Source organism: Pseudomonas sp. BIGb0558, from assembly GCF_024807515.1.
In the GTDB taxonomy this organism is placed as follows: domain Bacteria; phylum Pseudomonadota; class Gammaproteobacteria; order Pseudomonadales; family Pseudomonadaceae; genus Aquipseudomonas; species Aquipseudomonas yamanorum_A.
On record NZ_JANUEW010000001.1, the window covers coordinates 684,051 to 709,447 of the forward strand.

Sequence of the window (25,397 nt, forward strand, 5' to 3'; positions counted from 1 at the left end):
CGGTCACTCCCTTAAAACCATTCAGCCGCGAGCGGCGGCAATCTTGATCAGCTTGGCGTAATAGAACCCGTCGTGGCCGCCTTCCTGGGCCAGCAACTGCCGGCCATGAGGCTGCTTGATCCCGGCCTGGATGTCGAGGTCCAGTTCCCGTGCACCGCTGGTGCGGGCGAGGAAGGCTTCGATGACCTCGGTGTTTTCGGTCGGCAGTGTCGAGCAGGTGGCGTACAGCAGGATGCCGCCGACTTCCAGGGTTGGCCACAGCGCGTCCAGCAACTCACCTTGCAGCACGGCAAGCGCTGCGATGTCGTCAGGTTGGCGGGTCAGCTTGATGTCCGGGTGGCGACGGATCACGCCGGTGGCGGAACACGGCGCGTCCAGCAGGATGCGCTGGAACGGCTTGCCGTCCCACCAGGTGGCGGTGTCGCGGCCGTCGGCGGCGATCAACTCGGCGCTCAGGCCCAGGCGGGCGAGGTTTTCCCGCACGCGCACCAGGCGCTTGGCTTCCAGGTCCACGGCGACGACGCCGGCCAGGTCTGCCTGCACTTCCATGATGTGGCAGGTCTTGCCGCCGGGGGCGCAGCAGGCGTCCAGCACCCGTTGGCCCGGGGCCAGGTCCAGCAGGTCGGCGGCCAGTTGGGCGGCTTCGTCCTGCACGCTGATCCAGCCTTCGGCGAAGCCTGGCAGGTTACGCACATCGCCTGGCTCTGTAAGAACGATGCCGTCCTGGCTGTAGACACAGGCCGTGGCCGCGACACCGGCTTCGCTCAGCAAAGAGAGATAAGCATCGCGGGTGTGATGGCGGCGATTGACCCGCAAAATCATTGGCGGGTGGGCGTTGTTGGCGGCGCAGATGGCTTCCCATTGCTCGGGCCAGAACGCTTTCAGGGATTTTTGCAGCCAGCGCGGGTGGGCGGTGCGCACCACCGGGTCATGTTCCAGCTCGGCCAGCAGCGCTTCGCTTTCGCGCTGGGCGCGGCGCAGTACGGCGTTGAGCAGGGCCTTGGCCCAAGGCTTTTTCAGCTTGTCGGCGCAACCGACGGTTTCGCCGATGGCGGCGTGGGCTGGCACGCGGGTGTAGAGCAGTTGATACAGGCCTACCAGTAGCAGCGCCTCGACATCGGCATCCGCCGCCTTGAATGGTTTTTGCAGCAGCTTGGCCGCCAGCGCCGACAACCGTGGCTGCCAGCGGGCGGTACCGAAGGCCAGGTCCTGGGTAAAGCCGCGGTCGCGGTCTTCGACTTTATCCAGTTGGATCGGCAGCGAACTGTTGAGGGAAGCCTTGCCGTTGAGTACGGCGGCCAGGGCCTTGGCGGCGGCCAGACGTGGGTTCATTGGGCGTCTACCGCTTGGCCGAGGATGATGCCTGCGGCAAATTTCTCACGGCGGCTGTTGAACAAATCGCTGAAGTTCAGCGCCTTGCCGCCGGGCAATTGCAGACGGGTCAGACACAGCGCCTGTTCACCGCACGCCACCAGCAGGCCGTCCTTGCTGGCGCCGATGATCTCACCGGGTGCGCCCTTGCCTTCGGCCAAGGTAGCGGCGAGTACTTTCAAGGCTTCGCCATTGAGGGTGCTGTGGCAGATCGGCCATGGGTTGAAGGCCCGTACCAGGCGCTCCAGCTCCACGGCCGGGCGGCTCCAGTCGATACGGGCTTCATCCTTGTTCAACTTGTGGGCGTAGGTGGCGAGGCTGTCGTCCTGTACTTCGCCTTCCAGGGTGCCGGCGGCCAGGCCGGCGATGGCCTGGACCACAGCCGGCGGGCCCATTTCGGCGAGGCGATCGTGCAGGCTGCCGCCGGTGTCTTCAGCGGTGATCGGGGTGGTGACTTTCAGCAGCATCGGGCCGGTGTCCAGGCCTGCTTCCATGCGCATTACGGTCACGCCGCTTTCGGCGTCGCCGGCTTCGACCGCACGCTGGATCGGCGCCGCACCGCGCCAGCGCGGCAGCAACGAGGCATGGCTGTTGATGCAGCCCAGACGCGGGATATCCAGCACGGCCTGGGGCAGGATCAAACCGTACGCCACCACCACCAGCAGGTCCGGCTTCAGCGCCGCCAGTTCCGCCTGGGCATCGGCGTTGCGCAGCGTCGGCGGCTGCAACACCACAATGTTGTTTTCCAGCGCCAGCTGCTTGACCGGGCTGGGCATCAGTTTTTGCCCACGACCGGCCGGGCGATCGGGCTGGGTGTAGACCGCCACGATTTCATACGGGCTGGCGAGCAGGGCCTTGAGGTGTTCGGCGGCGAATTCGGGGGTGCCGGCAAAAACGATGCGCAGTGGCTCGGTCATGGGAAACGTCTCACAAAAGAAAAAGGCTTGCCGGAGCAAGCCTTTGAAAGAAGGGAATCAAGCTTGCTGGCGATGCTTCTTTTCCAGCTTCTTCTTGATCCGGTCGCGTTTAAGCGTGGACAGGTAATCGACAAACAGCTTGCCGTTAAGGTGGTCGCATTCGTGTTGGATGCACACCGCCAAAAGGCCTTCGGCAATCATCTCGAACGGCTTGCCGTCACGGTCCAGGGCCTTGATCTTGACGCGCTGGGGACGGTCGACGTTCTCGTAGAAGTCCGGCACCGACAGGCAACCTTCCTGGTACTGGCCCATCTCGTCGGTCAGGGTTTCGAACTCAGGGTTGATAAACACCAGAGGCTCGCTGCGGTCTTCGGACAGGTCCATGACCACGACGCGCTGATGCACGTCGACCTGGGTCGCGGCGAGGCCGATACCCGGGGCTTCATACATTGTTTCAAACATGTCATCGACCAACTGACGAACCTTGGCGTCCACTACGGCCACTGGCTTGGCGATGGTGCGCAGGCGTGAGTCCGGAAATTCGAGGATGTTCAAAATAGCCATAAGCGTAATTGCTGCACATGTGAGGTAAAGGCAAGTCGGCGCCGGGGATGGATCCCTGCTGTGCCGGTGTAAGTGCCGTGGGAAAACGTCCGGAAGCCGCGATGGCTGTGGCGTTTCACGCGAGTGCACATAATAAAGGAGATTCACCCCATGAGGAAATCGCTACTCGTCTTGCTGCTGTGGGCCCAGGTCGTTGCTGCCCAGGTTCCCGCCAGCTTTCCACAGGCCGGTCAACCGCTGGCGCTTCATACCCAGCAAGCCATCCAGCGCTTTTTACTGCACAACCGCGTGCTCGATACGCCCCAGGAACTGGACCACGCTCCCTATATTGTTGCTGCAGATGCCAGGCGCGTATTGGGCGCCAACGGCGAGCGCGTTTATGCGCGGGGCGCCCTGGACCCAGCCGTCCAAACCTACGGGATCTTTCGCCGGGGCAAGGCCTACACCGACCCTGAAAGCCAGGAATTGCTGGGCATCAACGCTGACGACATCGGCACCGCGCGTTTTGTGACCGCGGGCGATGTCAGCACATTGGGCGTGCAGCGGGTGACCCAGGAGGTGCGTCCCGGGGACCGACTGCTCAGCCCCCAAGCGCCCACCGATCTCACGAGCCTGGTGATTCAGTGGCCTGCCGAGGCGATTGCCGGGCGCATCATCGACGTGCCCCGAGGCGTGACACAGATCGGGGTACTGGACGCGGTGACGTTGAACAAGGGCCGGCGCGACGGCCTGATGGAAGGTCATTTGCTGGCCGTGGTGAACACCGGGGAAACCATTCGGGACAGGGTGACCGGCGCCCCGGTGAAGATTCCCGACGAGCCTGTCGGAACACTCCTGGTGTTTCGCAGCTACGAAAAGCTCAGTTACGGCCTGGTGATCAGCGCGTCGCGCTCCCTGGCGGTGGGGGACCGTTTTGAGGTGCCTGATCGAAGGCAATAATTAGGTTGCTAAATAAGTTACCAACAGAGTTATCCACAGCTTGTTCCGATCAAGGACGATCAAATGTTACCGACGAATGACCGTGAAATTTCCCCGGCAGAACTGGAAGCCCGACTACGCTTGCACAGGCTGCCGGAGCTGGGTCCCAAGGGCTTTAAAAAACTCATCGAGGCATTTGGTTCTGCGTCAAAAGCCATCAGCGCACCGGCCAGTGCCTGGTGTTCCCTGGGACTCAAGATGACCAGTGCCGATGCCCGGCGCAGCGAGGAAGTGCGTGATGGCGCCAGCGTCGCGTTGCGCTGGCTGGAGCGTCCGGCCCAGCATTTGCTGATGTGGGACCAGCCAGACTACCCCGCATTGCTTGCCGAACTGGATGACGCGCCCCCGCTGTTATTCGTTGCCGGCAACCCGGCGATTCTGGAAAAACCGCAACTGGCGATGGTGGGCAGCCGCCGTGCCTCCAGGCCAGGAATGGACACCGCCGCCGCGTTTTCCCGCAGCCTGGCGAGTGCCGGTTTTGTCATCACCAGTGGCCTTGCCCTGGGTATTGACGGTGCTGCTCACCAGGCGGCTTTGGATGTCGGGGGGCATACAATCGGCGTGCTGGGCACCGGGCTCGAAAATTTTTATCCACAGCGCCACCGACGCCTGGCCGAGGCGATGATTGCCCAAGGCAGTGCGGTGGTTTCCGAGTTTCCGTTGGACGCTGCGCCCCAGGCCGGCAACTTCCCAAGGCGCAATCGAATTATCAGCGGCCTGTCCCTTGGGGTGCTGGTAGTGGAAGCCAGCATGGCCAGTGGTTCGCTGATCACCGCGCGGCTGGCGGCTGAGCAAGGGCGCGAGGTTTACGCGATTCCCGGCTCGATCCATCACCCAGGCGCCAAAGGTTGCCATCAGTTGATTCGCGATGGCGCCGTGCTGGTGGAAACCATTGAACACATCCTCGAAAACTTGCGTGGCTGGCAGGCACTGTCCCGCCCGGCGCCAGTGGCGGTCACTCATCCGCTGGTGGCGCTGTTGCACGCCGCGCCGCACACCAGTGAAGCCTTGGCGATTGCCAGCGGAAGGGCCTTGTCCGAGGTGCTGGCCAGCCTCACGGAGCTGGAACTGGAGGGCCGGGTGATCTGCGAAAGCGGACGCTGGCTTGCGCGCGGCTAGGTTTTGTAACGAAGATCGGTAAACTGCGCAGAGCTTTAGTCCGGAGAGTGAGCAATGGTCAACAGGTGGCGTGTGCGAGAAGCCGCACGAGAAATTCGCGCAGGCGCGGTGATTGCCTATCCAACCGAGGCAGTCTGGGGCCTGGGCTGTGACCCTTGGAACGAGGAAGCGGTGGATCGGCTGCTGGCGATCAAGGGCCGGTCTGTGGATAAAGGCCTGATCCTGATTGCCGACAATATCCGCCAGTTTGATTTTCTCTTCGAAGATTTCCCGGATGTGTGGATGGACCGCATGGCCAGCACTTGGCCCGGCCCTAATACGTGGCTCGTGCCCCATCAGGATTTGTTGCCCGAATGGATTACCGGGGTGCATGACACGGTGGCGTTGCGGGTGACCGATCATCCGCAGGTGCGGGATTTATGCTCGCTGGTCGGGCCGTTGATTTCCACCTCGGCCAATCCACAAGGCCGCCCGGCGGCGCGCACACGGATTCGTGTGGAGCAGTATTTCCGTGGGCAGGTGGATCGGGTGTTGGGCGGGAACCTGGGGGGGCGCAAGAACCCGAGTCTGATTCGGGATCTGGCGACGGGTGAGGTTGTGCGCCCGTCTTGAGACCGAGTCGCGGCCATCGCGGGCTTGCCCGCGATGGGGCCCTTACAGGTGCCAGAGACCCAAAGCCTTACGGCAACAAAATGGTCGACCCAGTGGTGCGCCGCGCCGACAACTCCGTCTGCGCCTTCGCCGCATCCCCCAACGAAAACCGTTGGTTAATATCAATCTGCAGCTTCCCGCTGATGATCATCGAAAACAGGTCATCCGCCATCGCCTGCAGGTTTTCCGGGTTGTTGGCATAAGTCGCCAATGTCGGCCGGGTCACATACAGCGAGCCCTTGGCCGCCAGAATCCCCAGGTTGACCCCATCCACCGCCCCCGAAGCATTACCGAAACTCACCACCAATCCGCGTGGCGCAACGCTATCCAAGGATGTGAGCCAGGTGTCCTTGCCTACGCCGTCGTACACCACCGGGCACTTCTTGCCGTCAGTCAGTTCCAGTACGCGCTGTACGACATTTTCCTTGCTGTAGTCGATGGTTTCCCAGGCGCCGAGGGACTTGGCCAACGCGGCCTTTTCCGGCGAGCTGACGGTACCGATCAGCTTCACGTCCAGGGCCTTGGCCCATTGGCACGCCAGCGAACCGACACCACCGGCAGCGGCGTGGAACAGAATGGTTTCGCCACCCTTCAACTCATAGGTCTGGCGCAGCAGGTATTGCACGGTCAGGCCCTTGAGCATCGCACCGGCGGCCTGTTCGAAGCTGATGTCGTCCGGCAGGTGCACCAGGTTGGCGGCAGGCAGCACATGCAATTCGCTGTAGGCGCCCAATGGGCCGCTGCCGTAAGCCACGCGATCGCCCACCTTGAATTGAGTCACTTCGCTACCGACGGCATCCACGACGCCGGCACCTTCAGCGCCCAGGCCCGACGGCAAGGCCGGTGGCGCGTACAGGCCGCTGCGGAAATACGTGTCGATGAAGTTCAGGCCAATGGCCTTGTTCTGCACGCGAACCTGCTGCGGGCCGGGTTCTGCCGGGGTGTAGTCCACATACTCAAGCACTTCGGGGCCGCCATGGGCACGGAACTGGATACGTTTGGCCATCTGCACTCTCCTCAAGTCAATTTCGCGATAGTGCCCTGTCTCGCCAATGCGTTCCTTTTGGGCGAGTGGCTGTTGTCGTCAGACAAGGCGCCGCGACGACTCATAGCGTGCTATGGGGAGGAGCGGCAACGCAGTATGACGGCAACAGACGCCGCCCAAAAGGAACAGCATTGGTGGGACAGGGCACTTTTCTATCGGACTCCTAAGCTTGATCTTCGTCAACTGCGGCAGTAGTGGGTGCAGTGGTATCCTGTGCGCCCATTTGCCGCCGACGCCCAATGGCCTCGTGTAGCTTTGCCCGATTCAAGGTGATGTCATGACTACCCGCACCGAGGCTGTCAAAGCCTACCTGCTTGACCTGCAAGACCGCATTTGCAGCGCCCTGGAAACCTTCGAGACGGACACTCGCTTTATCGAAGACGCCTGGACCCGGCCTGCCGGCGGCGGCGGTCGCACCCGTGTGATCGAAAACGGTTCGGTGATCGAAAAAGGCGGCGTTAACTTTTCCCACGTGTTTGGCAGCGGCCTCCCACCGTCCGCCAGTGCTCATCGCCCGGAATTGGCCGGTCGCGGTTTTGAGGCCCTCGGTGTGTCGCTGGTGATCCACCCGCACAACCCGCATGTGCCGACGTCCCACGCCAACGTGCGCTTTTTCATCGCCGAAAAAGAAGGCGAAGAGCCGGTGTGGTGGTTCGGTGGCGGCTTCGACCTGACGCCCTACTACGGCAACGAAGAAGACTGCATCCACTGGCACCGCGTGGCCGAGCAGGCCTGCGCGCCGTTTGGCCCGGACGTCTACTCGCGCTACAAGGCCTGGTGCGACACCTACTTCCACATCAAGCACCGCAACGAACCCCGGGGCATCGGCGGTTTGTTCTTCGATGATTTGAACGAGTGGGACTTCGACACCAGCTTCGCCTTCATGCGCGCCATCGGCGATGCCTACATCGACGCCTACCTGCCGATCGTGCAGCGCCGCAAGGCCATGGCCTATACCGAGCAGCAGCGCGAGTTCCAGGAATTCCGCCGTGGCCGCTACGTCGAGTTCAACCTGGTCTACGACCGCGGCACCCTGTTCGGCCTGCAATCGGGCGGGCGCACCGAGTCGATCCTGATGTCGCTGCCACCGCAAGTGCGCTGGAGCTATGACTGGAAAGCCGCCCCCGACAGCGAAGAAGCGCGCCTCACCGACTACTTCCTGCAAGACCGCGACTGGCTGGGCGTGCTGCCCAAGGCGGGGGTCTGATGGATCGTTATGTCGTCTTCGGCAACCCCATTGGCCACAGCAGGTCGCCGCTGATTCACCGCCTGTTCGCCGAACAGACCGGCGAGCAACTGGACTACAGCACCTTGCTCGCGCCGCTGGAGGATTTTACCGGCTGCGCCCGTGAATTTTTCCGACAAGGCCGTGGTGCCAACGTCACCGTACCGTTCAAGGAAGAGGCCTATCGCCTGGCCAACACCCTGACCGAGCGCGCCCAGCGGGCCGGCGCGGTGAACACCCTGAGCAAGCTCGCCGACGGCAACCTGCTGGGAGACAACACCGACGGCGCCGGCCTGGTGCGGGATTTGACGGTGAATGCCGGGTTCAGGCTGCAAGGCAAACGCATCCTGCTGCTGGGGGCCGGTGGCGCCGTGCGCGGTGCCTTGGAGCCATTGCTGGCTGAGCAACCGGGTTCGCTGATCATTGCCAACCGCACCGTGGAAAAGGCCGAATTGCTCGCCGAGCTGTTCGACGACCTCGGCCCGGTGTCTGCCAGCGGTTTCGACTGGCTGCGTGAGCCGGTGGACCTGATCATCAACGCCACGTCCGCCAGCCTGTCAGGCGATGTACCGCCGATTGCCGGCAGCCTGATCGAACCCGGAAAGACTTTTTGCTACGACATGATGTACGGCAAAGAGCCTACGGCTTTCTGCCGCTGGGCCAGTGAGCAAGGCGCTGCGGTGGCGATGGATGGGCTGGGGATGCTGGTGGAACAGGCGGCGGAAGCGTTCTTCCTGTGGCGCGGTGTGCGCCCGGATTCGGCGCCGGTTTTAGCTGAGCTGCGCAGGCAACTGGCCTGACGCAAATCCAAATGTGGGAGCTGGCTTGCCTGCGATAGCGGTGGGTCAGCTACACACTTGGCACTGATACACCGCTATCGCAGGCAAGCCAGCTCCTACAGTTTCAACCGCGTTCAGTCTTCGAAATGGAGGGGGCATTTGTCGGCCCCTTCCAGTTTCTTCAACTCCTCCACCACCTGTGGCCGGGCCTTGCGCAATGCCAGGCTGCGCCCCAAACCGTTCAATCGGCGCGCCTCCTGGTGCAGCATCTCCACCCCGGAATAGTCGATAAAGTTGATCTGCTGCGCCTCGATCACCACCCGCTGGCCGTGCAGGCTTTGCAGCCGCACTTGCAGGTAATGGCTGGCGCCGAAAAAGATCGACCCGCCCACCCGCAGTACATCGTCCTCACCGTCCCGCCATTGCTGGATTCGCGGCTGCGAAGTGCGCTTGAGGTAGAAAAACAGCGACGCCAGCACTCCTGCGTAAATCGCGGTCTGCAGCTCCAGCAACAGCGTGGCGATGCAGGTCAGGCTCATCACTACGAACTCCGCACGGCTGACCCGGAACAACGCCCGAATACCACGGTGGTCCACCAACCCCCAGCAAATCAGCAGGATGCTGGCGGCCATGCTCGGGATCGGGATATGCGCGATCAGCGCCGCGCCGAACAGCGCAAACAGCGCCACCCACAGCGCGGAAAACACCCCCGCCAGCGGCGAACAGGCGCCCGCCTCATAGCTAAGGCCGGAGCGGGTGAAGGAACCTGCCGACAGGTACCCGGAGAAAAATCCGCCAACGATGTTGGATAAACCCTGTGCGCGCACCTCCTGATTCGCATCGAGCAATTGCTGGGAGCGGGCCGACAACGAGCGCGCAATCGACAGGCTGGTCACCAGCCCGAGCATGCCCACCGCCACGGCACTCGGCAGCAGGCGCAGGACCATGTCCAGGTCCATCGGCAGCGGGCTGAACGGCGGCAACTTGCCGACAAATGAACTGACCAACGCCACCTGCCCGAACATCGCCGGCCACAGCCACGGGATCAGGCTGCCCAGGGCCAGCGCGATCAACAGTGTTGGCCAGCGCGGTACCCAGAGTTTCAGCAGCACCCCCACCAGCAAGGTGCCGAGCCCGAGCACCAGTGAAGGATGATTCCACTCCCCGGCATGGTTGATCAGCGCTAGCAGGCTGTTGATTGCGGTGGCCTGGCTGGGCAGATCCAGCCCCAGCAGGTTGGGCAGTTGCCCCAGGGCGATGACCACAGCTGCGCCGAGGGTGAAGCCGAGTACCACCGAATGCGAGACGAAATTCACCAGGGCGCCGAAGCGCAGCATGCCCAGCAGCCATTGGAAGACGCCGGCCAGGAAAGTCAGCAACAGGATCAGCGTGATGTAGTCCTGGGAGCCGGGCACGGCCAGTGGGCTGACGCTGGCGTAAAGCACGATGGAAATCGCCGCCGTGGGACCGCAGATCAGGTGCCAGGAGGAGCCCCACAAACAGGCGATCAACACCGGGATGATGGCGGCGTACAGGCCGTACTCCGGTGGGAGACCGGCGATCAGCGCGTAGGCAATGGATTGCGGCAATGCCAGGACTGCACCGCTCAGGCCGACGATCGCGTCTCGCCCGACGCTGGCGCGGGTTTGGCGCGGGAGCCAGCTGAGGAAGGGGAAGAGTGTATGGCGGTTGGGCCGGGGCATTTAGGGCTCGGATTGATAGGTTTGAATCAGGGTATCAGGACAAACGCCGGACTGTGGGAGTCCGCTGACTGTGGGAGCCGGGCTTGCCCGCGATGCAGGCGCCTCGGTCCTACAGGGACACCGCGGTGATGCTATCGCGGGCAAGCCCGGCTCCCACAGGGTGCGGCGTCAGCCGTTAGAGCTTGGCTTTTACAGCGGCCAGCGCATCCTGCCCATCGACGGTTTTAACCCCATCGAGCCACTTGTCCAGCACCGTCGGATTCGCCTTGATCCACGCCTTCGCCGCCTCGGCATTGCTGACCTTCTTGTTCACCACCTCAGCCATGATGGCGTTCTCCATCTCCTGGGTGAAACTCAGGTTGGTCAGCAATTTGCCCACATTCGGGCACGCCTGGGCATAGCCCTTGCGGGTCAACGTATACACGCTGCCGGTGTCACCGAAGTACTTTTCCCCGCCCTTGAGGTAATGCATCTTCAACTGCACGTTCATCGGGTGCGGCGTCCAGCCGAGGAAGGTCACGAACTTCTGCTTCTTCACCGCCCGGGACACTTCGGCCAGCATCGCCTGTTCACTGGACTCGATCAGCTTCCACTGGCCCAGGTCAAAGTCGTTTTTCTTGATGATTTCCTGCAACGAGATATTCGCCGGTGCACCCGAACCGATGCCGTAGATCTTCTTGTCGAACTTGTCGGCAAACGTGTTCAGATCGGCAAAGTCGTGCACCCCGGCGTCCCACACATAGTCCGGCACGGCGAGGGTGAACTCGGTGCCGTCGAGGTTCTTCGCCAGTTGCACCACATCGCCATTGGCCACGAACTTGTCGTAGAAGCCCTGCTGCGCCGGCATCCAGTTACCCAGGAACACATCCACCTGGCCGTCCTTGAGCCCGCCAAAGGTGATCGGCACCGCAAGGGTATCGACCTTGGCCTTGTAGCCCATGCCGTTCAACAAAAAACCGGTAATGGCATTGGTCGCGGCGATATCACTCCAGCCCGGATCGGCCATCTTCACGGTGTCGCAGCTTGAGTCCGCGTAGGCGCCGGCACTGCTCAGTGCCAGCAGCGCAACGCTCACCACGGTGGATAACTTTTGCATGGCCTTCCCCTCAGTTTTATTGGTTTTGGCAGGGTTGTGGAAAACGTGCCTTGCGCTCCAGATCGTCGAGGTCGATATGGTTGCGCATGTATTGCTGACTGGCGTCTACCAGTGGCTGGTGGTCCCAGCTCTTCAGCTTGCCTTGGGTCAGCGCCTCGAATACCAGGCGGCGACGGCGTTGGCTGGCGAGCACCTGTTGGTGAATCGCCGGGATGTCCCATTTGGCCCGCGCCTCACTCAAAAACGCCTCGAACAGTGGCCGGTGTTCCGGTGACTGGCTGAGGTTCTCCCGCTCGTGCGGGTCGTTTTTTACATCAAACATCAGGCAAGGGTCGTCCTCACTGTAGATGAACTTGTAGGCGCCACGCCGGATCATCATCAGCGGGCTGATGGTGCCTTCGGCCATGTATTCGCCGAACACTTCGTCGTGGCCGCCCTGCCCTCGCAAGTGCGAGACCAGCGAGCGGCCATCCAGCGCAAGCCTCGGGTCCAGCTCGCCGCCGGCCAGTTCCACCAGGGTCGGCAGCAGGTCGGCGGTGGACACGGCGGCGGTCACCCGGCCGGCGGCAAACTGCCCCGGCGCGCTGATCAGCAGCGGCACCCGGGCGGCCATTTCAAACCAGTGCATTTTGTACCAGAGCCCGCGCTCGCCGAGCATGTCGCCGTGGTCGCCGGAGAAGATGATGATGGTGTCGTCGGCCAGCCCCGTGTCTTCCAGGGTTTGCAGCAGCTTGCCGACGTTGCTGTCGATGTAGCTGCACGCGCCGAAGTAGGCGCGGCGCGCATCGCGGATCTTGTTCACCGGCAGCGGCTTGTCCCACAGGTCATAGACCTTGAGCAGGCGTTGGGAGTGAGGGTCGAGATCGGCCTGTGGCGGGGTTGTGGGCAACGGGATGTCGTTGTCGTCGTACAGGTCCCAGAACGGCTTGGGAATGGTGTACGGGTCGTGTGGGTGAGTCATGGAGACGGTCAGGCAGAACGGCTGGTCGCCGTCTTCGCGGATATGGTCGAACAGATATTGCTGGGCCTTGAACACCACCTCTTCGTCGAAATCCAGCTGGTTGGTGCGCACGCACGGCCCGGCTTGCAGCACCGACGCCATGTTGTGGTACCAGGTGGGGCGCACGTCTGGCTCATCCCAATTCACTGCCCAGCCATAGTCGGCCGGGTAGATATCACTGGTCAGGCGTTCTTCATAACCGTGGAGTTGGTCGGGGCCGCAAAAGTGCATCTTGCCCGACAGCGCCGTGCGGTAGCCGAGGCGACGCAGGTAGTGGGCATAGGTCGGCACATCGGCGGGGAAATCGGCTGCGTTGTCGTAGGCGCCGATCTTGCTCGGCAACTGGCCACTCACCAGGGTAAAGCGCGACGGTGCACACAACGGGCTGTTGCAGTAAGCGGCGTCGAATACCACGCCCTCGGCGGCGAGGCGGCTCAGGTTCGGCAGTTTGATAGGCGAAGGACCGTAGAACGGAAGCATCGGCGCGGCCATCTGATCGGCCATGATGAAAAGAATGTTCTTGCGCTTCATGGTTTCGCGGCATTCCATAGTCGATGTTTATGCGAATGAGCATGCAGGCCATGGAAAACGTGGTAAAGCCCATGAGAAGCAATGTCTAGGATAAGCACAGCTTATGTATGAATCCCTCGGTAACCTGTCACTTGATCTGCTTCGCGCGTTTGAAGCCGCCGCGCGCCAACGCAGCTTTACGGCGGCGGCCATGGAGCTGGGCACCACCCAGCCGGCCATCAGCCAGCAGATCAAGCGCCTGGAAGAACGGCTGAAAGTGCGCCTGTTTGATCGCATTTACCGGGGCATCGAGCTGACCGATGCGGGCGCCTTGTTGTTCGAACAGGTGCAGGCCGGCTTGCAGAGCATCAACCAGGGCCTGAGTGCGATTGCCGAGCAGGACCAGCACGAAGTCCTGCAGGTGGCGACGGACTTTGCCTTCGCTGCGTATTGGCTGATGCCGCGGCTGCACCGTTTTCATGAAGCCAACCCGCAGGTGGACGTGAGCCTGGTCACCAGTGAGCGCAATCACGCCACGTTGCGCAGCGATATCGATGTGGCGGTGCTGTTCGGTGATGGCCGTTTCAAACAGGGCGACAGCCATTGGCTGTTCAACGAGGAAGTGTTCCCGGTCTGCAGCCCGCAGCTCATCCAGGACCGCGACGCGCTGCTGCCGTTGCAGAGCCTGCTGGAGTTTCCCTTGTTGCACCTGCGCCAGCAAAACAACAACCAGTGGTTCGACTGGGGCGGCGTGTTCCGCGAGCTGGGTATCACTACCGCGCCCACCCCGGGCCAACTGCGTTTCGACAACTACACCCTGTTGATCCAGGCGGCGATTGCCGGCCAGGGCGTGGCCATTGGCTGGCGCCATCTTGTGGATAACTTGCTGGAGCAAAACTGGCTGTGCCGGCCGATTGGCGACACGGTGATCTCGCGCTTCGGCTATTACGTGGTGCTGCCCCAGCGCAAACGTCGCAGCCAGTTGATCGAGCGTTTCGTCGACTGGCTGATGGCCGAGCAGGCCAGCAGCGCACAATCGTTGACCGGCCTGGCCCTGCCGTCCATTGCGGTCTAGGATTTGCCGATCATTGAGCCCGGAGCCTGTCATGCAACGTATCAAGGGCTACCACGCCCATATCTACTTCGACGCCAACACCATCGACCAGGCGCGCAAACTCTGCGAAGACGCCGCGCAGATGTTCCCGCTGCGCATGGGCCGCGTGCATGAGCGCCCGGTAGGCCCGCACCCGGACTGGAGCTGCCAGCTGGCGTTCGACCCGGAATACATCGGCGTCGTCCTGCCGTGGCTGGCGCTCAACCGCAACGGCCTGGTGGTGTTCCTGCACCCCACCACCGGTGACGACCTCAAGGACCACACCGACCATGCGATCTGGATGGGGGCGATGCGCACGCTGGACTTGTCGATATTCTGAGTGTTTGTATTCCCTATATATGGGACTGATATTTATATATTGAGACTTTAACGGTCTTGGGTTTATATTCGCCTCATCCGCTCAGAACACTCAGGTGAAGCGATGCAGGCGCAATTGATCGCGCTCGATTGGGGAACCAGTTCCCTTCGTGCTTACAAGCTCGGCCCGGCAGGCGTCGTTATCGAACGACGCGCCCTGGCGTCGGGGATCATGCACTTGCCCACCGAACCCCGGGACATTGCCGGCGTTCGCAGCAGCAACGGTTTCGAGCTGGCATTCGACGCGGCCTGCGGTGACTGGCTCGAGGCCCAGCCCGGTCTCCCTGTCATCGCCTGCGGCATGGTCGGCAGCGCCCAGGGCTGGAGCGAAGCGGTTTACCGCGACACCCCGGCCGATGTCGCCACCCTTGGCCAGGCGCTGCATGTTGTGCGCAGCCTGCGGGGCACCGCGGTGCACATCGTTCCCGGGGTGATTCAACGCGGCGCGTTGCCTAACGTGATGCGCGGCGAAGAAACCCAGGTCCTCGGCGTGCTGCAAAGCCTGTCCGCCAATACCGGGCGCGACGTCTTGATCGGCCTGCCGGGCAGCCATTCCAAGTGGGTCGAGGTGGTGGAAGGCTGCATCACCCACTTCGACACCTTCATGACCGGCGAGCTGTTCGCCGTGCTCAGCCAACACAGCATTTTGGGTCGCACCCAACGTCCTTCCGAACAGTTCCAGGCCGTCGCTTTTGATCGCGGCGTGCAGGTGGCACTTTCGGCGGATGGCCAGGCCGGTTTGTTATCGACCTTATTCAGCGCCCGCACCCTGGGCTTGACCGGCGAACTGGCGCCCGACGAGCAACCGGACTATCTGTCCGGCCTGCTGATCGGCCACGAACTCATGGGCCTGCGCACCCGCCAGCAGGCCCAGGCGCGCGACATCGTCCTGGTGGGCGCAACCCAACTCTGCACCCGCTACCAGCGTGCACTCCAACTCTGTGGTTTCCCCCACGTGACCCTGGCGCAGGAGGCTACCGAGCGTGGCCTTTGGCAGCTGGCCATGGCGGCGGGGCTGCTGCCTGCAACCTGACGAGAGGCCCGACATGCTCAAGCAAGCACTGACACACAACGGTTTGATCGCGATCCTGCGCGGCCTGCGACCGGACGAGGCGCTCGCGATCGGCGAGGTGCTGTACACAGCGGGCTTCAGGGTGATCGAGGTACCGCTCAACTCGCCGGATCCCTACGCCAGCATCCGCATCCTGCGGGACAGCCTGCCCGCCGATTGCCTGATCGGCGCGGGCACGGTGCTGACTCCGGAACAGGTCGATCAAGTCAAAGCGGCCGGCGGCCAGGTGATCGTCATGCCCCACAGCGATGCCAAGGTGCTGCGTGCCGCCAAGGCTGCGGGCCTGTACCTGTCGCCGGGTGTGGCCACGCCGACTGAAGCGTTTGCTGCGCTGGCCGAAGGCGCCGACGTGCTGAAACTGTTCCCGGCCGAGCAAATGGGCCCGGCGGTGGTCAAGGCCTGGCTCGCGGTACTGCCCGCAGGCACGGTGTTGCTGCCGGTGGGCGGCATCACCCCGGACAACATGCAGGTATTTTTCGACGCGGGCGTCAAAGGCTTCGGCCTCGGCTCCGGCTTGTTCAAGCCAGGCATGAGCGTCGCCCAGGTGGCAAGCAATGCCCAGGCCTACGTCGCGGCCTGGAATGCCTTGGGCTGATTAGCGTTCTCCATCTACAAGAGAGACAAGAAGATGAAAATCACCAAACTGACCACCTTCATCGTCCCGCCGCGCTGGTGCTTCCTCAAGGTTGAAACCGACCAGGGCGTGACTGGTTGGGGCGAGCCTGTGGTCGAGGGCCGCGCCCACACCGTGGCGGCCGCTGTCGAAGAGTTGTCCGACTACTTGATCGGCAAAGACCCACGCAATATCGAAGACATCTGGACCGTGCTCTACCGCGGCGGCTTCTACCGTGGTGGCGCGATCCATATGAGCGCCCTCGCCGGTATCGACCAGGCGCTGTGGGACATCAAGGGCAAGGCCCTCGGCGTGTCGGTCAGCGACCTGCTGGGCGGCCAGGTGCGTGACAAGATCCGCGTGTATTCGTGGATCGGTGGCGACCGCCCGGCAGACACCGCCCGCGCCGCCAAGGAAGCCGTGGCCCGTGGTTTTACCGCGGTGAAAATGAACGGCACCGAAGAGCTGCAATTTCTCGACAGCTTCGAAAAAGTCGACCAGGCCCTGGCCAACGTCGCCGCCGTACGTGATGCGGTTGGCCCCAACGTCGGCATCGGCGTGGACTTCCATGGCCGGGTGCACAAGCCCATGGCCAAGGTGCTGATGAAAGAACTCGACCCCTACAAACTGATGTTTATCGAAGAGCCGGTGCTCAGCGAAAACTACGAAGCGCTGAAAGAGCTGGCGCCGCTCACCAGCACCCCGATAGCCCTCGGCGAGCGGCTGTTCTCGCGCTGGGACTTCAAGCGCGTGCTCAGCGAAGGCTACGTCGACATCATCCAGCCGGATGCTTCCCACGCCGGCGGTATCACCGAAACCCGCAAGATCGCCAACATGGCCGAAGCCTACGACGTGGCCCTCGCCCTGCACTGCCCGCTCGGCCCGATTGCCCTGGCGGCTTGCCTGCAGCTGGACGCGGTTTGCTACAACGCGTTCATCCAGGAACAGAGCCTGGGCATTCACTACAACGAGAGTAATGACCTGCTGGATTACGTGCGCGATCCGGGGGTTTTCGACTACGACCAGGGCTTTGTGAAGATCCCTAACGGGCCGGGCCTGGGCATCGAGATCAATGAAGAATACGTGATCGAACGTGCGGCCATCGGGCATCGCTGGCGCAACCCGATCTGGCGGCATGCCGATGGGAGTTTTGCCGAGTGGTAAGCCTTTATTCCTGACGGAACACGGTCTCTGTAGGCGCTGGCTTGCCTGCGATAGCGGTGTGTCAGCTTGCATCCGCGGCACTGACACGCCGCCATCGCAGGCAAGCCAGCTCCCACATGAACCGCGGTTTCTTCAGTAAGACCCGTCCTCAATAATCATAAGAAGAGGCAACCCCATGCAATCCGAGTCCTTCACCGGGCAGGCTTCTTTAGTCACGCCCAGCCGAAAGCGTTTCTTCATCATGGTGCTGCTGTTCATCACGGTGGTGATCAACTACCTGGACCGCAGCAACCTGTCGATTGCCGCCCCGGCCCTGACCAGTGAGCTGGGGATTGACCCGGTGCATGTCGGGCTGATCTTCTCCGCGTTCGGCTGGACCTACGCCGCCATGCAAATCCCCGGCGGCTGGCTGGTGGACCGGGTGCCGCCGCGCATTCTCTACAGCGTCGCCCTGCTGCTGTGGTCAATCGCCACGGTGATGCTCGGCTTCGCCGCCAGTTTTATCGCACTGTTCGTATTGCGCATGGCGGTCGGTGCCCTCGAAGCCCCGGCTTACCCGATCAACAGCCGGGTGGTCACCACCTGGTTTCCCGAGCGTGAGCGGGCCACGGCGATTGGGGTCTACACCTCCGGGCAGTTTGTCGGGCTGGCGTTTCTCACGCCGGTACTGGCGTGGCTGCAACACACCTTTGGCTGGCACATGGTGTTTGTCGCCACCGGCGGCGTGGGCATTGTGTGGGCGTTGATCTGGTACGCGGTGTACCGCGAGCCTCGGGATTTCAAGGGTGCGAATGCGGCGGAAATCGAGCTGATCCGCGCAGGCGGCGGGTTGGTGGATATCCAGGCGCAGGCGGCCAAGGCGCCGTTCAGTTGGGTCGACCTCGGCATCGTGCTGAGCAAGCGCAAGTTATGGGGGATCTACCTGGGGCAGTTCTGCCTGAACTCCACGTTGTGGTTTTTCCTGACGTGGTTCCCCACCTACCTGGTGAAATATCGCGGCATGGACTTCATCAAATCCGGCCTGCTGGCGTCGCTGCCGTTTCTCGCGGCGTTTGTCGGCGTGCTGTGTTCGGGGCTGTTTTCCGATTGGCTGATTCGCCGGGGAACGTCGGTGGGGTTTGCGCGCAAGCTGCCGATCATTGGCGGGCTGTTGATTTCCACGGCGATCATTGGCGCCAACTTTGTTGACTCCACGGCGTGGGTGATTGCCTTTCTGGCGGTGGCGTTTTTCGGCAATGGCCTGGCGTCGATCACCTGGTCGCTGGTGTCGACCCTGGCGCCGGCAAGGCTGCTGGGGCTGACGGGTGGGGTGTTCAATTTCATCGGCAATCTGTCGGCGATCACCACCCCGATCGTGATTGGCTTTCTGGCCACCGGGGATTCGTTTGCGCCGGCGATTACGTATATCGCGGTGCTGGCGTTGCTGGGGGCGCTTTCCTACATCCTGTTGGTGGGCAAGGTCGAACGTATCGAAATTTAGGCGACTGTTGAATGCCTGTGGTGAGGGAGCTTGCTATGGCTAGGGAGCTGCTGTGGCGAGGGAGCTTGCTCCCGCTGGGCTGCGCAGCGGCCCCAAAATCCTGGGAGCGCTGCGCACTCCAGCGGGAGCAAGCTCCCTCGCCACAGCAGCTCCCTCGCCACAAAAGCAGTCCGGCTCTAGTACAGCGCGCCATCCAGAATCTGATAGACGATGCTGGTGCCCACGGCGATCAACACGATGTCCCCGCCCGAGCGGCGCCATTCGTAACCTGGGTATTGCGGCAGATGGCCCAGCGCCCGAGGGTCCAGGCGCTCGCCGTAGTAGTTTGGCGGCAGGCGCTGGCCGCGCTCCAGGTGGATACCGGGAGGCGGTGGTGCGCCACGGCGGAAGTCGCCATGGTTGTCGCGGATGACCTGTCTCACAGGACCAAAGTCCTGAGGAGGACCGCCACGGTGGTTGTCCTGCGGCCCGCGATGGTCATCGCCACGTTGATCGTGCTGGCCTTGTGGCCCACCACGGTCAGGTCCGCCACCCTGGTCATAGGGCGCAGCTTGGACCAGGGCGCTGGCGCCAAGCACCAGCACGCCTACACCTGCAATCAAACGTTTGGGGATTTTCATGGGGCTGTTTCCTCAGTACTGCACGAACAAAAAAGGGATTTCGAACCACGTTCGAAATCCCTTGGTCTTGTTAGCTTAGGTACTGATTTGCCAGCATGATTCCTCTGTATCAGGAACTTTACCTACCGCTTACGAGCCGCTTACTTACGGGCGTTGCGCACACCTTCCGACAGCGCCGAACACAGGGTCAATACACCGTCGATGGCCTGCTGATCATTGCTGGCATTGGCGATGTGATCGATCAGTGCCGACCCCACTACCACACCGTCTGCCAGGCGGGCGATTGCAGCGGCCTGCTCCGGGGTACGGATACCAAAACCGATGCTGATCGGCAGGTCGGTGTGGCGACGCAGGCGGGTCACGGCTTCTTCGACGTGTTCCAGGGTCGCGGCACCGGCACCGGTCACACCGGCTACCGACACGTAGTACACAAACCCGGAGCTGCCGTTAAGTACGGTCGGCAGGCGCACGTCGTCGGTGGTCGGCGTGGTCAGGCGGATAAAGTCGATACCGGCGGCCTGGGCTGGGTCGCACAGCTCGCCGTTATGCTCGGGCGGCATGTCGACCACGATCAGGCCGTCGACGCCGGCATCTTTTGCGTCACTGATGAAGCGCGGCACGCCGTACATGTGGATCGGGTTGAAGTAGCCCATCAACACCAGTGGCGTGTCGCTGTTGTCCTTGCGGAACTCGCGGACCATTTGCAGGGTTTTCGTGAGGTTCTGCTTGGCAGTCAGCGCGCGGATGTTGGCCAGTTGAATGGCCGGGCCATCGGCCATCGGGTCGGTGAAGGGCATGCCCAGCTCGATCACATCGGCGCCGGCCGCCGGCAAGCCCTTGAGGATCGCCAGCGAGGTGTCATAGCCCGGGTCGCCGGCGGTAACGAAGGTCACCAGGGCGGCGCGGTTTTGTTCTTTCAGTTGCGCAAAACGTGTTTGCAGGCGGCTCATCAGTGTTTCTCCTGCTGGGACTGTTCCATATGGTGCATCACGGTTTGCATGTCTTTGTCGCCACGGCCGGACAGGTTCACCACCATCAGGTGATCTTTCGGCAAGGTCGGTGCGCGTTTGAACACTTCGGCCAGGGCGTGGGCGCTTTCCAGTGCAGGAATAATCCCTTCCAGGCGGCAGCATTTGTGGAACGCGTCGAGCGCTTCGTCGTCGGTCACCGAGGTGTACTGGACGCGGCCGATGTCGTGCAACCAGGCGTGTTCAGGGCCGATGCCGGGGTAGTCGAGGCCGGCGGAAATCGAGTGGGCGTCGATGATCTGGCCATCGTCGTCCTGCAGCAGGAACGTGCGGTTGCCGTGAAGTACGCCCGGTACGCCGCCGTTGAGGCTCGCCGCGTGCTTGCCGGTTTCGATGCCGTAGCCGGCCGCCTCAACGCCGATGATGTCGACGCTGGTGTCATCCAGGAATGGATGGAACAGGCCCATGGCGTTGGAGCCGCCGCCGATGCACGCCACCAGGCTGTCGGGCAGACGACCTTCCTGGGCTTGCAGTTGGGTACGGGTTTCTTTGCCGATCACGGCCTGGAAGTCGCGAACCATCGCCGGGTACGGGTGTGGGCCGGCCACGGTGCCGATCAGGTAGAAGGTGCTGTCGACGTTGGTCACCCAGTCGCGCAGGGCTTCGTTCATCGCGTCTTTCAGGGTGCCGGTACCGGCGACGACCGGGATCACTTCGGCGCCCAGCAGCTTCATGCGGAACACGTTGGCCTGCTGGCGCTCGATGTCGGTGGTGCCCATGTAGATCACGCATTGCAGGCCGAAGCGCGCGGCGACGGTGGCGGTGGCCACACCGTGCATGCCGGCGCCGGTCTCGGCGATGATGCGTTTTTTGCCCATGCGCCGCGCCAGCAGGATCTGGCCGATGCAGTTGTTGATCTTGTGGGCGCCGGTGTGGTTCAGCTCTTCGCGCTTGAGGTAGATCTTGGCGCCGCCGCAGAATTCCGTCAGGCGTTCGGCGAAGTACAGCGGGCTTGGACGTCCGACGTAGTCGCGCTGGAAGTAGGCCAGTTCTTCGTTGAACGCCGGATCGATCTTGGCCGCTTCGTATTCGCGGGCCAGATCAAGGATCAACGGCATCAGGGTTTCCGCCACGTAGCGGCCGCCGAACGAACCAAACAGGCCATTGGCATCTGGGCCGTTGCGTAAATCGGTCTGGGACTGAGTCATGGGACGCTCCAGGTAGAAAATGTGTAAGAGACAATGAGGGTCACTCTACCCCTGACGCTGGGCGCTGAAAACCGATAAGATCGCCACAACCTGTCAGGAAAACTCACAGATGAGCCGAGATCTTCCCCCGCTGAATGCCCTGCGCGCTTTTGAGGCGACCGCTCGCCTGAACAGCGTGAGCCAGGCTGCCGAGCAACTGCACGTCACCCATGGGGCGGTCAGCCGGCAGCTCAAGGTGCTGGAAGAGCATCTCGGCGTCAGCCTGTTCGTCAAGGACGGACGCGGCCTCAAACTCACAGATGCCGGTATCCGCCTGCGGGATGCGAGTTTCGAGGCGTTCGAGCGTTTAAGGGACACTTGCGCCGAACTCACCCAAAGCAGTGCCGACGCGCCATTTGTGCTCGGCTGCTCCGGCAGCCTGCTGGCGCGCTGGTTTATCCCGCGCTTGGGACGCCTGAATACGGATTTGCCGGATTTACGCCTGCACCTGTCCGCAGGCGAAGGCGATCTTGACCCGCGCCGCCCGGGGCTGGACGCACTGCTGGTGTTCGCGGAGCCGCCGTGGCCGGCGGATATGCAGGTTTACGAATTGGCCAGCGAGCGCATCGGCCCGGTCATGAGCCCACGTTTTGCCCATTACGAACGATTGCGCCAGGCGCCTGCCGAGGCACTGCGCAATGAAACCCTGTTGCACACCACCTCGCGCCCACAAGCCTGGCCCAGCTGGGCTCAGCACCACGGGATCGACGCCGGCGCGTTGAAGTACGGCCAGGGTTTCGAGCATTTGTATTATTTGCTGGAGGCAGCGGTGGCAGGGTTGGGGGTGGCGATTGCGCCGCAGCCGCTGGTGGCAGAGGACCTGCGAGCGGGCCGCCTGGTTGCGCCGTGGGGTTTCAGTGAAACCCCGGCGCAACTGGCGTTGTGGCTACCCAAGCGCGCCGCAGATGGGCGCGCCGGGCAACTGGCGCAGTGGCTCAAGGCTGAGCTGGCGCGCCAGGACGTTTAGTCGCCGCGTTTGCACAGCAAGTAAGCCGCCAGCAGGCCCAGCGCACCAACGGCGACACCGGCGGTAGTCCATGGGTGCTCTTGCGCGTAGTCCCGTGTTGCAACACTGGTTTCGCGGATTTTGACTTTGCTTTCTTCGTAGGCATCGCTGATCAGGTGACGGGAATGCTTGAGGGCGTTCTCGGCATTGCTTTTCAGGGCCTTCAGGGTTTTGCGCGACTCGTCAGACGCATCGTCCTTGAGGCTTTCCAGAGATTTGAGCAGGCTCGAAATCTCGGCTTCCATGCTTTCCAATGACGCTTTGCGTAAAGAGGTGTTGGCCATGTGGGCTCTCCTGGAGTGATTGAGTGGCGTGTGTTGTTTCCGACTGCGGCGGTTTCAGAAAGTGCAGTAAATCTGAACTTTCGCGTGGGAATGGTCGCCAGAAGCAGTACGAGAATTCACTGCTAGGCTTCATAAACCACCCAGGAGAAAAACCTTATGAGTGATCATCACACCTACAAGAAAGTCGAACTGGTGGGCTCTTCCACGACCAGCATCGAGGAAGCCATCAACAATGCCCTGGCGGAAGCCAGCAAGAGCATCAAGCACTTGGAGTGGTTTGAAGTGACCGAAACCCGTGGCCACATCAAGGATGGCAAGGCCGCGCATTTCCAGGTCACCCTCAAGGTAGGGTTCCGTATTGCCAGTAGTTGATCCAGCCGGTTGAACTTGCGCGCTGGCCGATTGCCATAAACTCCGCTACAACCTTTAGGTACGTCGACGTGACGAGCGTCGGCGTGCTTCCTTTCGATCAACCCAAGGAAAGTGACGGATGAAGAACTTTTTGTTGGCGGTAGGTTTGTTGAGCATTGCGGGCACAGCCCTGGCGGCGGGCAAGCCTTGTGAAGAGCTGAAAAGCGAGATTGCGGCGAAAATCGACGCTAAGGGCGCTTCGGGCTATTCCCTGGAAATCGTGGACAAAGGTGCTGCACCTGGTGACCACACGGTTGTCGGCAGCTGTGAAGCCGGTACCAAGGAAATTGCCTACAAGCGCGGGTGATCCCGTGTTGCAGACATAAAAAACCGACGCAAGTGCGTCGGTTTTTTTATGCCTCGGGTTTAGCCCTTCATGATCTGCGCCAGCAACTCGTAGGAATGAATCCGGTCTGCGTGCTCGTACAGGTCACAGGTAAAGATCAGCTCGTCAGCGCCGGTCTGCTCCACCAGCACCTCCAGCTTGGCGCGGATCTTCTGCGGGCTGCCCACCATGGCCAGGCCAAGGAAGCTGCCGACCGCGTCTTTCTCATGGGGCAGCCACAGGCCGTCCATGGTCTTGACCGGCGGGCGCTGCACCAGGCTTTGCCCACGCATCAACGCGAGGATTCGCTGGTACACCGAGGTCGCCAGGTAATCGGCTTGCTCATCGGTATCGGCGGCCACCAGCGGGATGCCGAGCATCACGTAAGGCTTGTCCAGCACGGCTGACGGCTTGAAGTGGTTGCGATAGACGCGAATCGCTTCATGCATCAGGCGCGGTGCGAAATGTGAGGCAAAGGCGTAAGGCAAACCGCGTTCGCCCGCCAGCTGCGCACTGAACAGGCTTGAACCCAGCAGCCACACCGGGACGTTGGTGCCGGTGCCCGGCACGGCGATAACCCGCTGGTCTGGCGTGCGTGGGCCCAGGTAGGCCATCAGCTCGGCCACGTCTTCCGGGAAATCGTCCGCGCTGCCGGAGCGTTCACGGCGCAGGGCGCGGGCGGTCATCTGGTCGGAGCCCGGCGCACGGCCAAGGCCCAGGTCGATGCGGCCCGGGTACAGGCTTTCCAGGGTGCCGAACTGCTCGGCGATCACCAACGGTGCGTGGTTGGGCAGCATCACACCCCCGGAGCCGACGCGAATCGTCGAGGTACCGCCGGCCAGGTAACCCAGCAAAACCGAGGTCGCCGAGCTGGCGATGCCGTCCATATTGTGGTGTTCGGCCACCCAGAAACGGTTGTAGCCGAATTTTTCCACATGCTGGGCCAGGTCCAGGGAATTGCGCAGCGACTGCGCCGGGCTGCCGTTGGCGCGCACGGGCACCAGGTCGAGGGTCGAGAACTTTACGTCGGACAGCGATTTCATAAGCCTGCTTCTCCAATAGGGGCGCAGGCTTCTTAGAGGAACCAAAACCTGTCGCTTCATGTGCATGTCCTATGCAATGAGGGCATATACCCGAGATTCAATAGCGAAGCGCAAATTTCCTACTTAATCGCTAGGTTTCTCCGACAAGATGAACTTTGCCGGGGCGTCTATCCTCAGAACCCTTACTGACGCAAAACCACCGTTCGAGGAGACCGCTATGAGTATCGTTAAAAAAGCATCCGCGCATTGGGAAGGCGACCTGAAGACTGGCCTGGGTTCCATCTCCACGGAAACCGGCGTGCTGCGCGAAGCGCCCTACGGCTTCAAGGCCCGTTTCGAAGGCGGCAAGGGCACCAACCCTGAAGAGCTGATCGGTGCGGCCCATGCCGGTTGTTTCTCCATGGCCTTTTCCATGATTCTCGGCGACGCCGGGCTCAAGGCCGACAGCATCGACACCCAGGCCGAAGTGACCCTGGACCAGGTGGACGGTGGTTTTGCGATCACTGCAGTGCACCTGATCCTCAAGGCCAAGATCCCGGGCGCGAGCCAGGCGCAGTTCGATGAATTGAGCAAAAAGGCCAAGGAAGGATGCCCGGTGTCCAAGGTGTTGAACGCCAAAATCACCCTGGACGGCACCCTCGTTAGTTGATCAACCCTTGTAGGAGAGAGCTTGCTCGCGAAGAGCTCAAAGGCGCCGCGCTCTTCCAGGCGGTGCGCGTTATCGTTGACGTTTTT

27 protein-coding genes are annotated in these 25,397 nt (G+C 62.2%); 15 read left to right on the plus strand and 12 right to left on the minus strand.

Annotation, left to right across the window (positions count from 1 at the left end; genetic code table 11):
- Positions 1-21: 21 nt before the first annotated feature.
- The 3 genes from rsmB to def are packed head-to-tail and all read right to left on the minus strand — an operon-like array spanning position 22 to position 2,852.
- Complete coding sequence (gene rsmB / locus M2400_RS03150; protein ID WP_177043600.1) at positions 22-1,332, minus strand: 16S rRNA (cytosine(967)-C(5))-methyltransferase RsmB; 1,311 nt, start codon at positions 1,330-1,332, stop codon at positions 22-24.
- A complete protein-coding gene (gene fmt / locus M2400_RS03155; protein ID WP_177119935.1) occupies positions 1,329-2,288 on the minus strand; it encodes a methionyl-tRNA formyltransferase in 960 nt (319 codons plus the stop codon). Before fmt ends, rsmB begins: the two co-directional genes overlap by 4 nt.
- A gap of 57 nt (positions 2,289-2,345) precedes the next feature.
- Positions 2,346-2,852, minus strand: a complete 507-nt coding sequence (def, locus tag M2400_RS03160) for a peptide deformylase (protein ID WP_003213617.1) — start codon at positions 2,850-2,852, stop codon at positions 2,346-2,348.
- A 150-nt stretch (positions 2,853-3,002) separates the two neighbouring features.
- Here def and M2400_RS03165 point away from each other — a divergent pair, with 150 nt between their 5' ends.
- The 3 genes from M2400_RS03165 to M2400_RS03175 all read left to right on the plus strand — a co-directional run bounded on the left by M2400_RS03165 (position 3,003) and on the right by M2400_RS03175 (position 5,561).
- Positions 3,003-3,791: a peptidoglycan-binding protein gene (locus M2400_RS03165; RefSeq protein ID WP_259198925.1), complete on the plus strand. Its 789-nt coding sequence runs from the start codon at positions 3,003-3,005 to the stop codon at positions 3,789-3,791.
- Positions 3,792-3,854: 63 nt separating this feature from the next.
- On the plus strand, positions 3,855-4,949 hold the full coding sequence (dprA, locus tag M2400_RS03170) for a DNA-processing protein DprA (protein ID WP_177079096.1): 1,095 nt from the start codon (positions 3,855-3,857) through the stop codon (positions 4,947-4,949).
- A gap of 54 nt (positions 4,950-5,003) precedes the next feature.
- On the plus strand, positions 5,004-5,561 hold the full coding sequence (locus M2400_RS03175; protein WP_177043596.1) for an L-threonylcarbamoyladenylate synthase: 558 nt from the start codon (positions 5,004-5,006) through the stop codon (positions 5,559-5,561).
- Between the two features lie 67 nt (positions 5,562-5,628).
- On the opposite strand, the gene M2400_RS03180 is transcribed toward M2400_RS03175, so the two are convergent.
- Positions 5,629-6,606 (minus strand): NADPH:quinone reductase, encoded by a 978-nt coding sequence (locus M2400_RS03180; protein ID WP_259198924.1) that lies wholly within the window; start codon positions 6,604-6,606, stop codon positions 5,629-5,631.
- A gap of 316 nt (positions 6,607-6,922) precedes the next feature.
- Between M2400_RS03180 and hemF the strand changes: the two genes are divergently transcribed.
- Together hemF and aroE are read left to right on the plus strand one after the other, a co-directional pair.
- Positions 6,923-7,852, plus strand: coding sequence for an oxygen-dependent coproporphyrinogen oxidase (gene hemF / locus M2400_RS03185; RefSeq protein ID WP_259198923.1), 930 nt, complete (start codon positions 6,923-6,925; stop codon positions 7,850-7,852).
- Entirely contained in the window at positions 7,852-8,670 is an 819-nt protein-coding gene (aroE, locus tag M2400_RS03190; RefSeq protein WP_259198922.1) for a shikimate dehydrogenase, read from the plus strand. The genes hemF and aroE overlap by 1 nt, the downstream gene beginning before the upstream one ends.
- A 113-nt stretch (positions 8,671-8,783) precedes the next feature.
- Here aroE and M2400_RS03195 read toward each other — a convergent pair whose 3' ends face one another.
- The 3 genes from M2400_RS03195 to betC form a co-directional block, all read right to left on the minus strand.
- Positions 8,784-10,352 (minus strand): SulP family inorganic anion transporter, encoded by a 1,569-nt coding sequence (locus M2400_RS03195; protein WP_259198921.1) that lies wholly within the window; start codon positions 10,350-10,352, stop codon positions 8,784-8,786.
- A 175-nt stretch (positions 10,353-10,527) separates the two neighbouring features.
- Positions 10,528-11,448 carry a choline ABC transporter substrate-binding protein gene (gene choX / locus M2400_RS03200; protein WP_259198920.1) on the minus strand — a complete coding sequence of 307 codons (921 nt, stop codon included), beginning with the start codon at positions 11,446-11,448 and terminating at the stop codon, positions 10,528-10,530.
- A 16-nt stretch (positions 11,449-11,464) separates the two neighbouring features.
- On the minus strand, positions 11,465-12,979 hold the full coding sequence (betC, locus tag M2400_RS03205; protein ID WP_177043590.1) for a choline-sulfatase: 1,515 nt from the start codon (positions 12,977-12,979) through the stop codon (positions 11,465-11,467).
- 103 nt (positions 12,980-13,082) lie between these two features.
- Between betC and M2400_RS03210 the strand changes: the two genes are divergently transcribed.
- The 6 genes from M2400_RS03210 (at position 13,083) to M2400_RS03235 (ending at position 18,758) form a co-directional block, all read left to right on the plus strand.
- Positions 13,083-14,033 (plus strand): choline sulfate utilization transcriptional regulator, encoded by a 951-nt coding sequence (locus tag M2400_RS03210; RefSeq protein ID WP_259198919.1) that lies wholly within the window; start codon positions 13,083-13,085, stop codon positions 14,031-14,033.
- Between the two features lie 31 nt (positions 14,034-14,064).
- Positions 14,065-14,391: a DOPA 4,5-dioxygenase family protein gene (locus M2400_RS03215; protein WP_093203349.1), complete on the plus strand. Its 327-nt coding sequence runs from the start codon at positions 14,065-14,067 to the stop codon at positions 14,389-14,391.
- Between the two features lie 102 nt (positions 14,392-14,493).
- Positions 14,494-15,462: a 2-dehydro-3-deoxygalactonokinase gene (locus M2400_RS03220; protein ID WP_177043588.1), complete on the plus strand. Its 969-nt coding sequence runs from the start codon at positions 14,494-14,496 to the stop codon at positions 15,460-15,462.
- A gap of 13 nt (positions 15,463-15,475) precedes the next feature.
- Positions 15,476-16,096: a 2-dehydro-3-deoxy-6-phosphogalactonate aldolase gene (locus tag M2400_RS03225; RefSeq protein ID WP_177043587.1), complete on the plus strand. Its 621-nt coding sequence runs from the start codon at positions 15,476-15,478 to the stop codon at positions 16,094-16,096.
- A 33-nt stretch (positions 16,097-16,129) separates the two neighbouring features.
- Positions 16,130-17,278: a galactonate dehydratase gene (gene dgoD, locus M2400_RS03230; RefSeq protein ID WP_003213645.1), complete on the plus strand. Its 1,149-nt coding sequence runs from the start codon at positions 16,130-16,132 to the stop codon at positions 17,276-17,278.
- A gap of 175 nt (positions 17,279-17,453) precedes the next feature.
- Positions 17,454-18,758: an MFS transporter gene (locus M2400_RS03235; protein WP_177043586.1), complete on the plus strand. Its 1,305-nt coding sequence runs from the start codon at positions 17,454-17,456 to the stop codon at positions 18,756-18,758.
- Positions 18,759-18,934: 176 nt separating this feature from the next.
- Here the strand turns inward: M2400_RS03235 and M2400_RS03240 are convergent, their stop codons facing one another.
- The 3 genes from M2400_RS03240 to trpB form a co-directional block, all read right to left on the minus strand.
- Positions 18,935-19,378, minus strand: coding sequence for an anti-virulence regulator CigR family protein (locus tag M2400_RS03240; protein ID WP_177043585.1), 444 nt, complete (start codon positions 19,376-19,378; stop codon positions 18,935-18,937).
- A gap of 140 nt (positions 19,379-19,518) precedes the next feature.
- Entirely contained in the window at positions 19,519-20,328 is an 810-nt protein-coding gene (gene trpA / locus M2400_RS03245) for a tryptophan synthase subunit alpha (RefSeq protein WP_259201129.1), read from the minus strand.
- Positions 20,328-21,554 (minus strand): tryptophan synthase subunit beta, encoded by a 1,227-nt coding sequence (gene trpB, locus M2400_RS03250; protein ID WP_177043584.1) that lies wholly within the window; start codon positions 21,552-21,554, stop codon positions 20,328-20,330. Before trpB ends, trpA begins: the two co-directional genes overlap by 1 nt.
- Positions 21,555-21,663: 109 nt before the next feature.
- Between trpB and M2400_RS03255 the strand changes: the two genes are divergently transcribed.
- Positions 21,664-22,560, plus strand: a complete 897-nt coding sequence (locus M2400_RS03255) for a LysR family transcriptional regulator (RefSeq protein WP_177079087.1) — start codon at positions 21,664-21,666, stop codon at positions 22,558-22,560.
- Here the strand turns inward: M2400_RS03255 and M2400_RS03260 are convergent.
- Positions 22,557-22,883: a YqjD family protein gene (locus M2400_RS03260; RefSeq protein WP_032885107.1), complete on the minus strand. Its 327-nt coding sequence runs from the start codon at positions 22,881-22,883 to the stop codon at positions 22,557-22,559. The two genes, M2400_RS03255 and M2400_RS03260, sit on opposite strands and share 4 nt — an antisense overlap.
- A gap of 156 nt (positions 22,884-23,039) precedes the next feature.
- On the opposite strand from M2400_RS03260, the gene M2400_RS03265 reads away from it, so the two are divergent.
- Both M2400_RS03265 and M2400_RS03270 read left to right on the plus strand, forming a co-directional pair.
- Positions 23,040-23,255, plus strand: coding sequence for a dodecin (locus tag M2400_RS03265; protein WP_017848986.1), 216 nt, complete (start codon positions 23,040-23,042; stop codon positions 23,253-23,255).
- A 118-nt stretch (positions 23,256-23,373) separates the two neighbouring features.
- Positions 23,374-23,601: a DUF1161 domain-containing protein gene (locus tag M2400_RS03270; RefSeq protein ID WP_177079086.1), complete on the plus strand. Its 228-nt coding sequence runs from the start codon at positions 23,374-23,376 to the stop codon at positions 23,599-23,601.
- A 59-nt stretch (positions 23,602-23,660) separates the two neighbouring features.
- On the opposite strand, the gene M2400_RS03275 is transcribed toward M2400_RS03270, so the two are convergent.
- Entirely contained in the window at positions 23,661-24,662 is a 1,002-nt protein-coding gene (locus M2400_RS03275) for an LLM class flavin-dependent oxidoreductase (protein WP_008439586.1), read from the minus strand.
- Between the two features lie 217 nt (positions 24,663-24,879).
- On the opposite strand from M2400_RS03275, the gene M2400_RS03280 reads away from it, so the two are divergent.
- Complete coding sequence (locus M2400_RS03280; protein ID WP_177130066.1) at positions 24,880-25,311, plus strand: OsmC family protein; 432 nt, start codon at positions 24,880-24,882, stop codon at positions 25,309-25,311.
- The last annotated feature ends 86 nt before the right edge of the window (positions 25,312-25,397 follow it).

Excerpts from the sequence above, each read along its gene's own strand:
- rsmB (WP_177043600.1), bottom strand. The coding sequence starts at position 1,332 with ATGAACCCACGTCTGGCCGCCGCCAAGGCCCTGGCCGCCGTACTCAAC.
- fmt (WP_177119935.1), bottom strand. The coding sequence starts at position 2,288 with ATGACCGAGCCACTGCGCATCGTTTTTGCCGGCACCCCCGAATTCGCC.
- def (WP_003213617.1), bottom strand. The coding sequence starts at position 2,852 with ATGGCTATTTTGAACATCCTCGAATTTCCGGACTCACGCCTGCGCACC.
- M2400_RS03165 (WP_259198925.1), top strand. The coding sequence starts at position 3,003 with ATGAGGAAATCGCTACTCGTCTTGCTGCTGTGGGCCCAGGTCGTTGCT.
- dprA (WP_177079096.1), top strand. The coding sequence starts at position 3,855 with ATGTTACCGACGAATGACCGTGAAATTTCCCCGGCAGAACTGGAAGCC.
- M2400_RS03175 (WP_177043596.1), top strand. The coding sequence starts at position 5,004 with ATGGTCAACAGGTGGCGTGTGCGAGAAGCCGCACGAGAAATTCGCGCA.
- M2400_RS03180 (WP_259198924.1), bottom strand. The coding sequence starts at position 6,606 with ATGGCCAAACGTATCCAGTTCCGTGCCCATGGCGGCCCCGAAGTGCTT.
- hemF (WP_259198923.1), top strand. The coding sequence starts at position 6,923 with ATGACTACCCGCACCGAGGCTGTCAAAGCCTACCTGCTTGACCTGCAA.
- aroE (WP_259198922.1), top strand. The coding sequence starts at position 7,852 with ATGGATCGTTATGTCGTCTTCGGCAACCCCATTGGCCACAGCAGGTCG.
- M2400_RS03195 (WP_259198921.1), bottom strand. The coding sequence starts at position 10,352 with ATGCCCCGGCCCAACCGCCATACACTCTTCCCCTTCCTCAGCTGGCTC.
- choX (WP_259198920.1), bottom strand. The coding sequence starts at position 11,448 with ATGCAAAAGTTATCCACCGTGGTGAGCGTTGCGCTGCTGGCACTGAGC.
- betC (WP_177043590.1), bottom strand. The coding sequence starts at position 12,979 with ATGAAGCGCAAGAACATTCTTTTCATCATGGCCGATCAGATGGCCGCG.
- M2400_RS03210 (WP_259198919.1), top strand. The coding sequence starts at position 13,083 with ATGTATGAATCCCTCGGTAACCTGTCACTTGATCTGCTTCGCGCGTTT.
- M2400_RS03215 (WP_093203349.1), top strand. The coding sequence starts at position 14,065 with ATGCAACGTATCAAGGGCTACCACGCCCATATCTACTTCGACGCCAAC.
- M2400_RS03220 (WP_177043588.1), top strand. The coding sequence starts at position 14,494 with ATGCAGGCGCAATTGATCGCGCTCGATTGGGGAACCAGTTCCCTTCGT.
- M2400_RS03225 (WP_177043587.1), top strand. The coding sequence starts at position 15,476 with ATGCTCAAGCAAGCACTGACACACAACGGTTTGATCGCGATCCTGCGC.
- dgoD (WP_003213645.1), top strand. The coding sequence starts at position 16,130 with ATGAAAATCACCAAACTGACCACCTTCATCGTCCCGCCGCGCTGGTGC.
- M2400_RS03235 (WP_177043586.1), top strand. The coding sequence starts at position 17,454 with ATGCAATCCGAGTCCTTCACCGGGCAGGCTTCTTTAGTCACGCCCAGC.
- M2400_RS03240 (WP_177043585.1), bottom strand. The coding sequence starts at position 19,378 with ATGAAAATCCCCAAACGTTTGATTGCAGGTGTAGGCGTGCTGGTGCTT.
- trpA (WP_259201129.1), bottom strand. The coding sequence starts at position 20,328 with ATGAGCCGCCTGCAAACACGTTTTGCGCAACTGAAAGAACAAAACCGC.
- trpB (WP_177043584.1), bottom strand. The coding sequence starts at position 21,554 with ATGACTCAGTCCCAGACCGATTTACGCAACGGCCCAGATGCCAATGGC.
- M2400_RS03255 (WP_177079087.1), top strand. The coding sequence starts at position 21,664 with ATGAGCCGAGATCTTCCCCCGCTGAATGCCCTGCGCGCTTTTGAGGCG.
- M2400_RS03260 (WP_032885107.1), bottom strand. The coding sequence starts at position 22,883 with ATGGCCAACACCTCTTTACGCAAAGCGTCATTGGAAAGCATGGAAGCC.
- M2400_RS03265 (WP_017848986.1), top strand. The coding sequence starts at position 23,040 with ATGAGTGATCATCACACCTACAAGAAAGTCGAACTGGTGGGCTCTTCC.
- M2400_RS03270 (WP_177079086.1), top strand. The coding sequence starts at position 23,374 with ATGAAGAACTTTTTGTTGGCGGTAGGTTTGTTGAGCATTGCGGGCACA.
- M2400_RS03275 (WP_008439586.1), bottom strand. The coding sequence starts at position 24,662 with ATGAAATCGCTGTCCGACGTAAAGTTCTCGACCCTCGACCTGGTGCCC.
- M2400_RS03280 (WP_177130066.1), top strand. The coding sequence starts at position 24,880 with ATGAGTATCGTTAAAAAAGCATCCGCGCATTGGGAAGGCGACCTGAAG.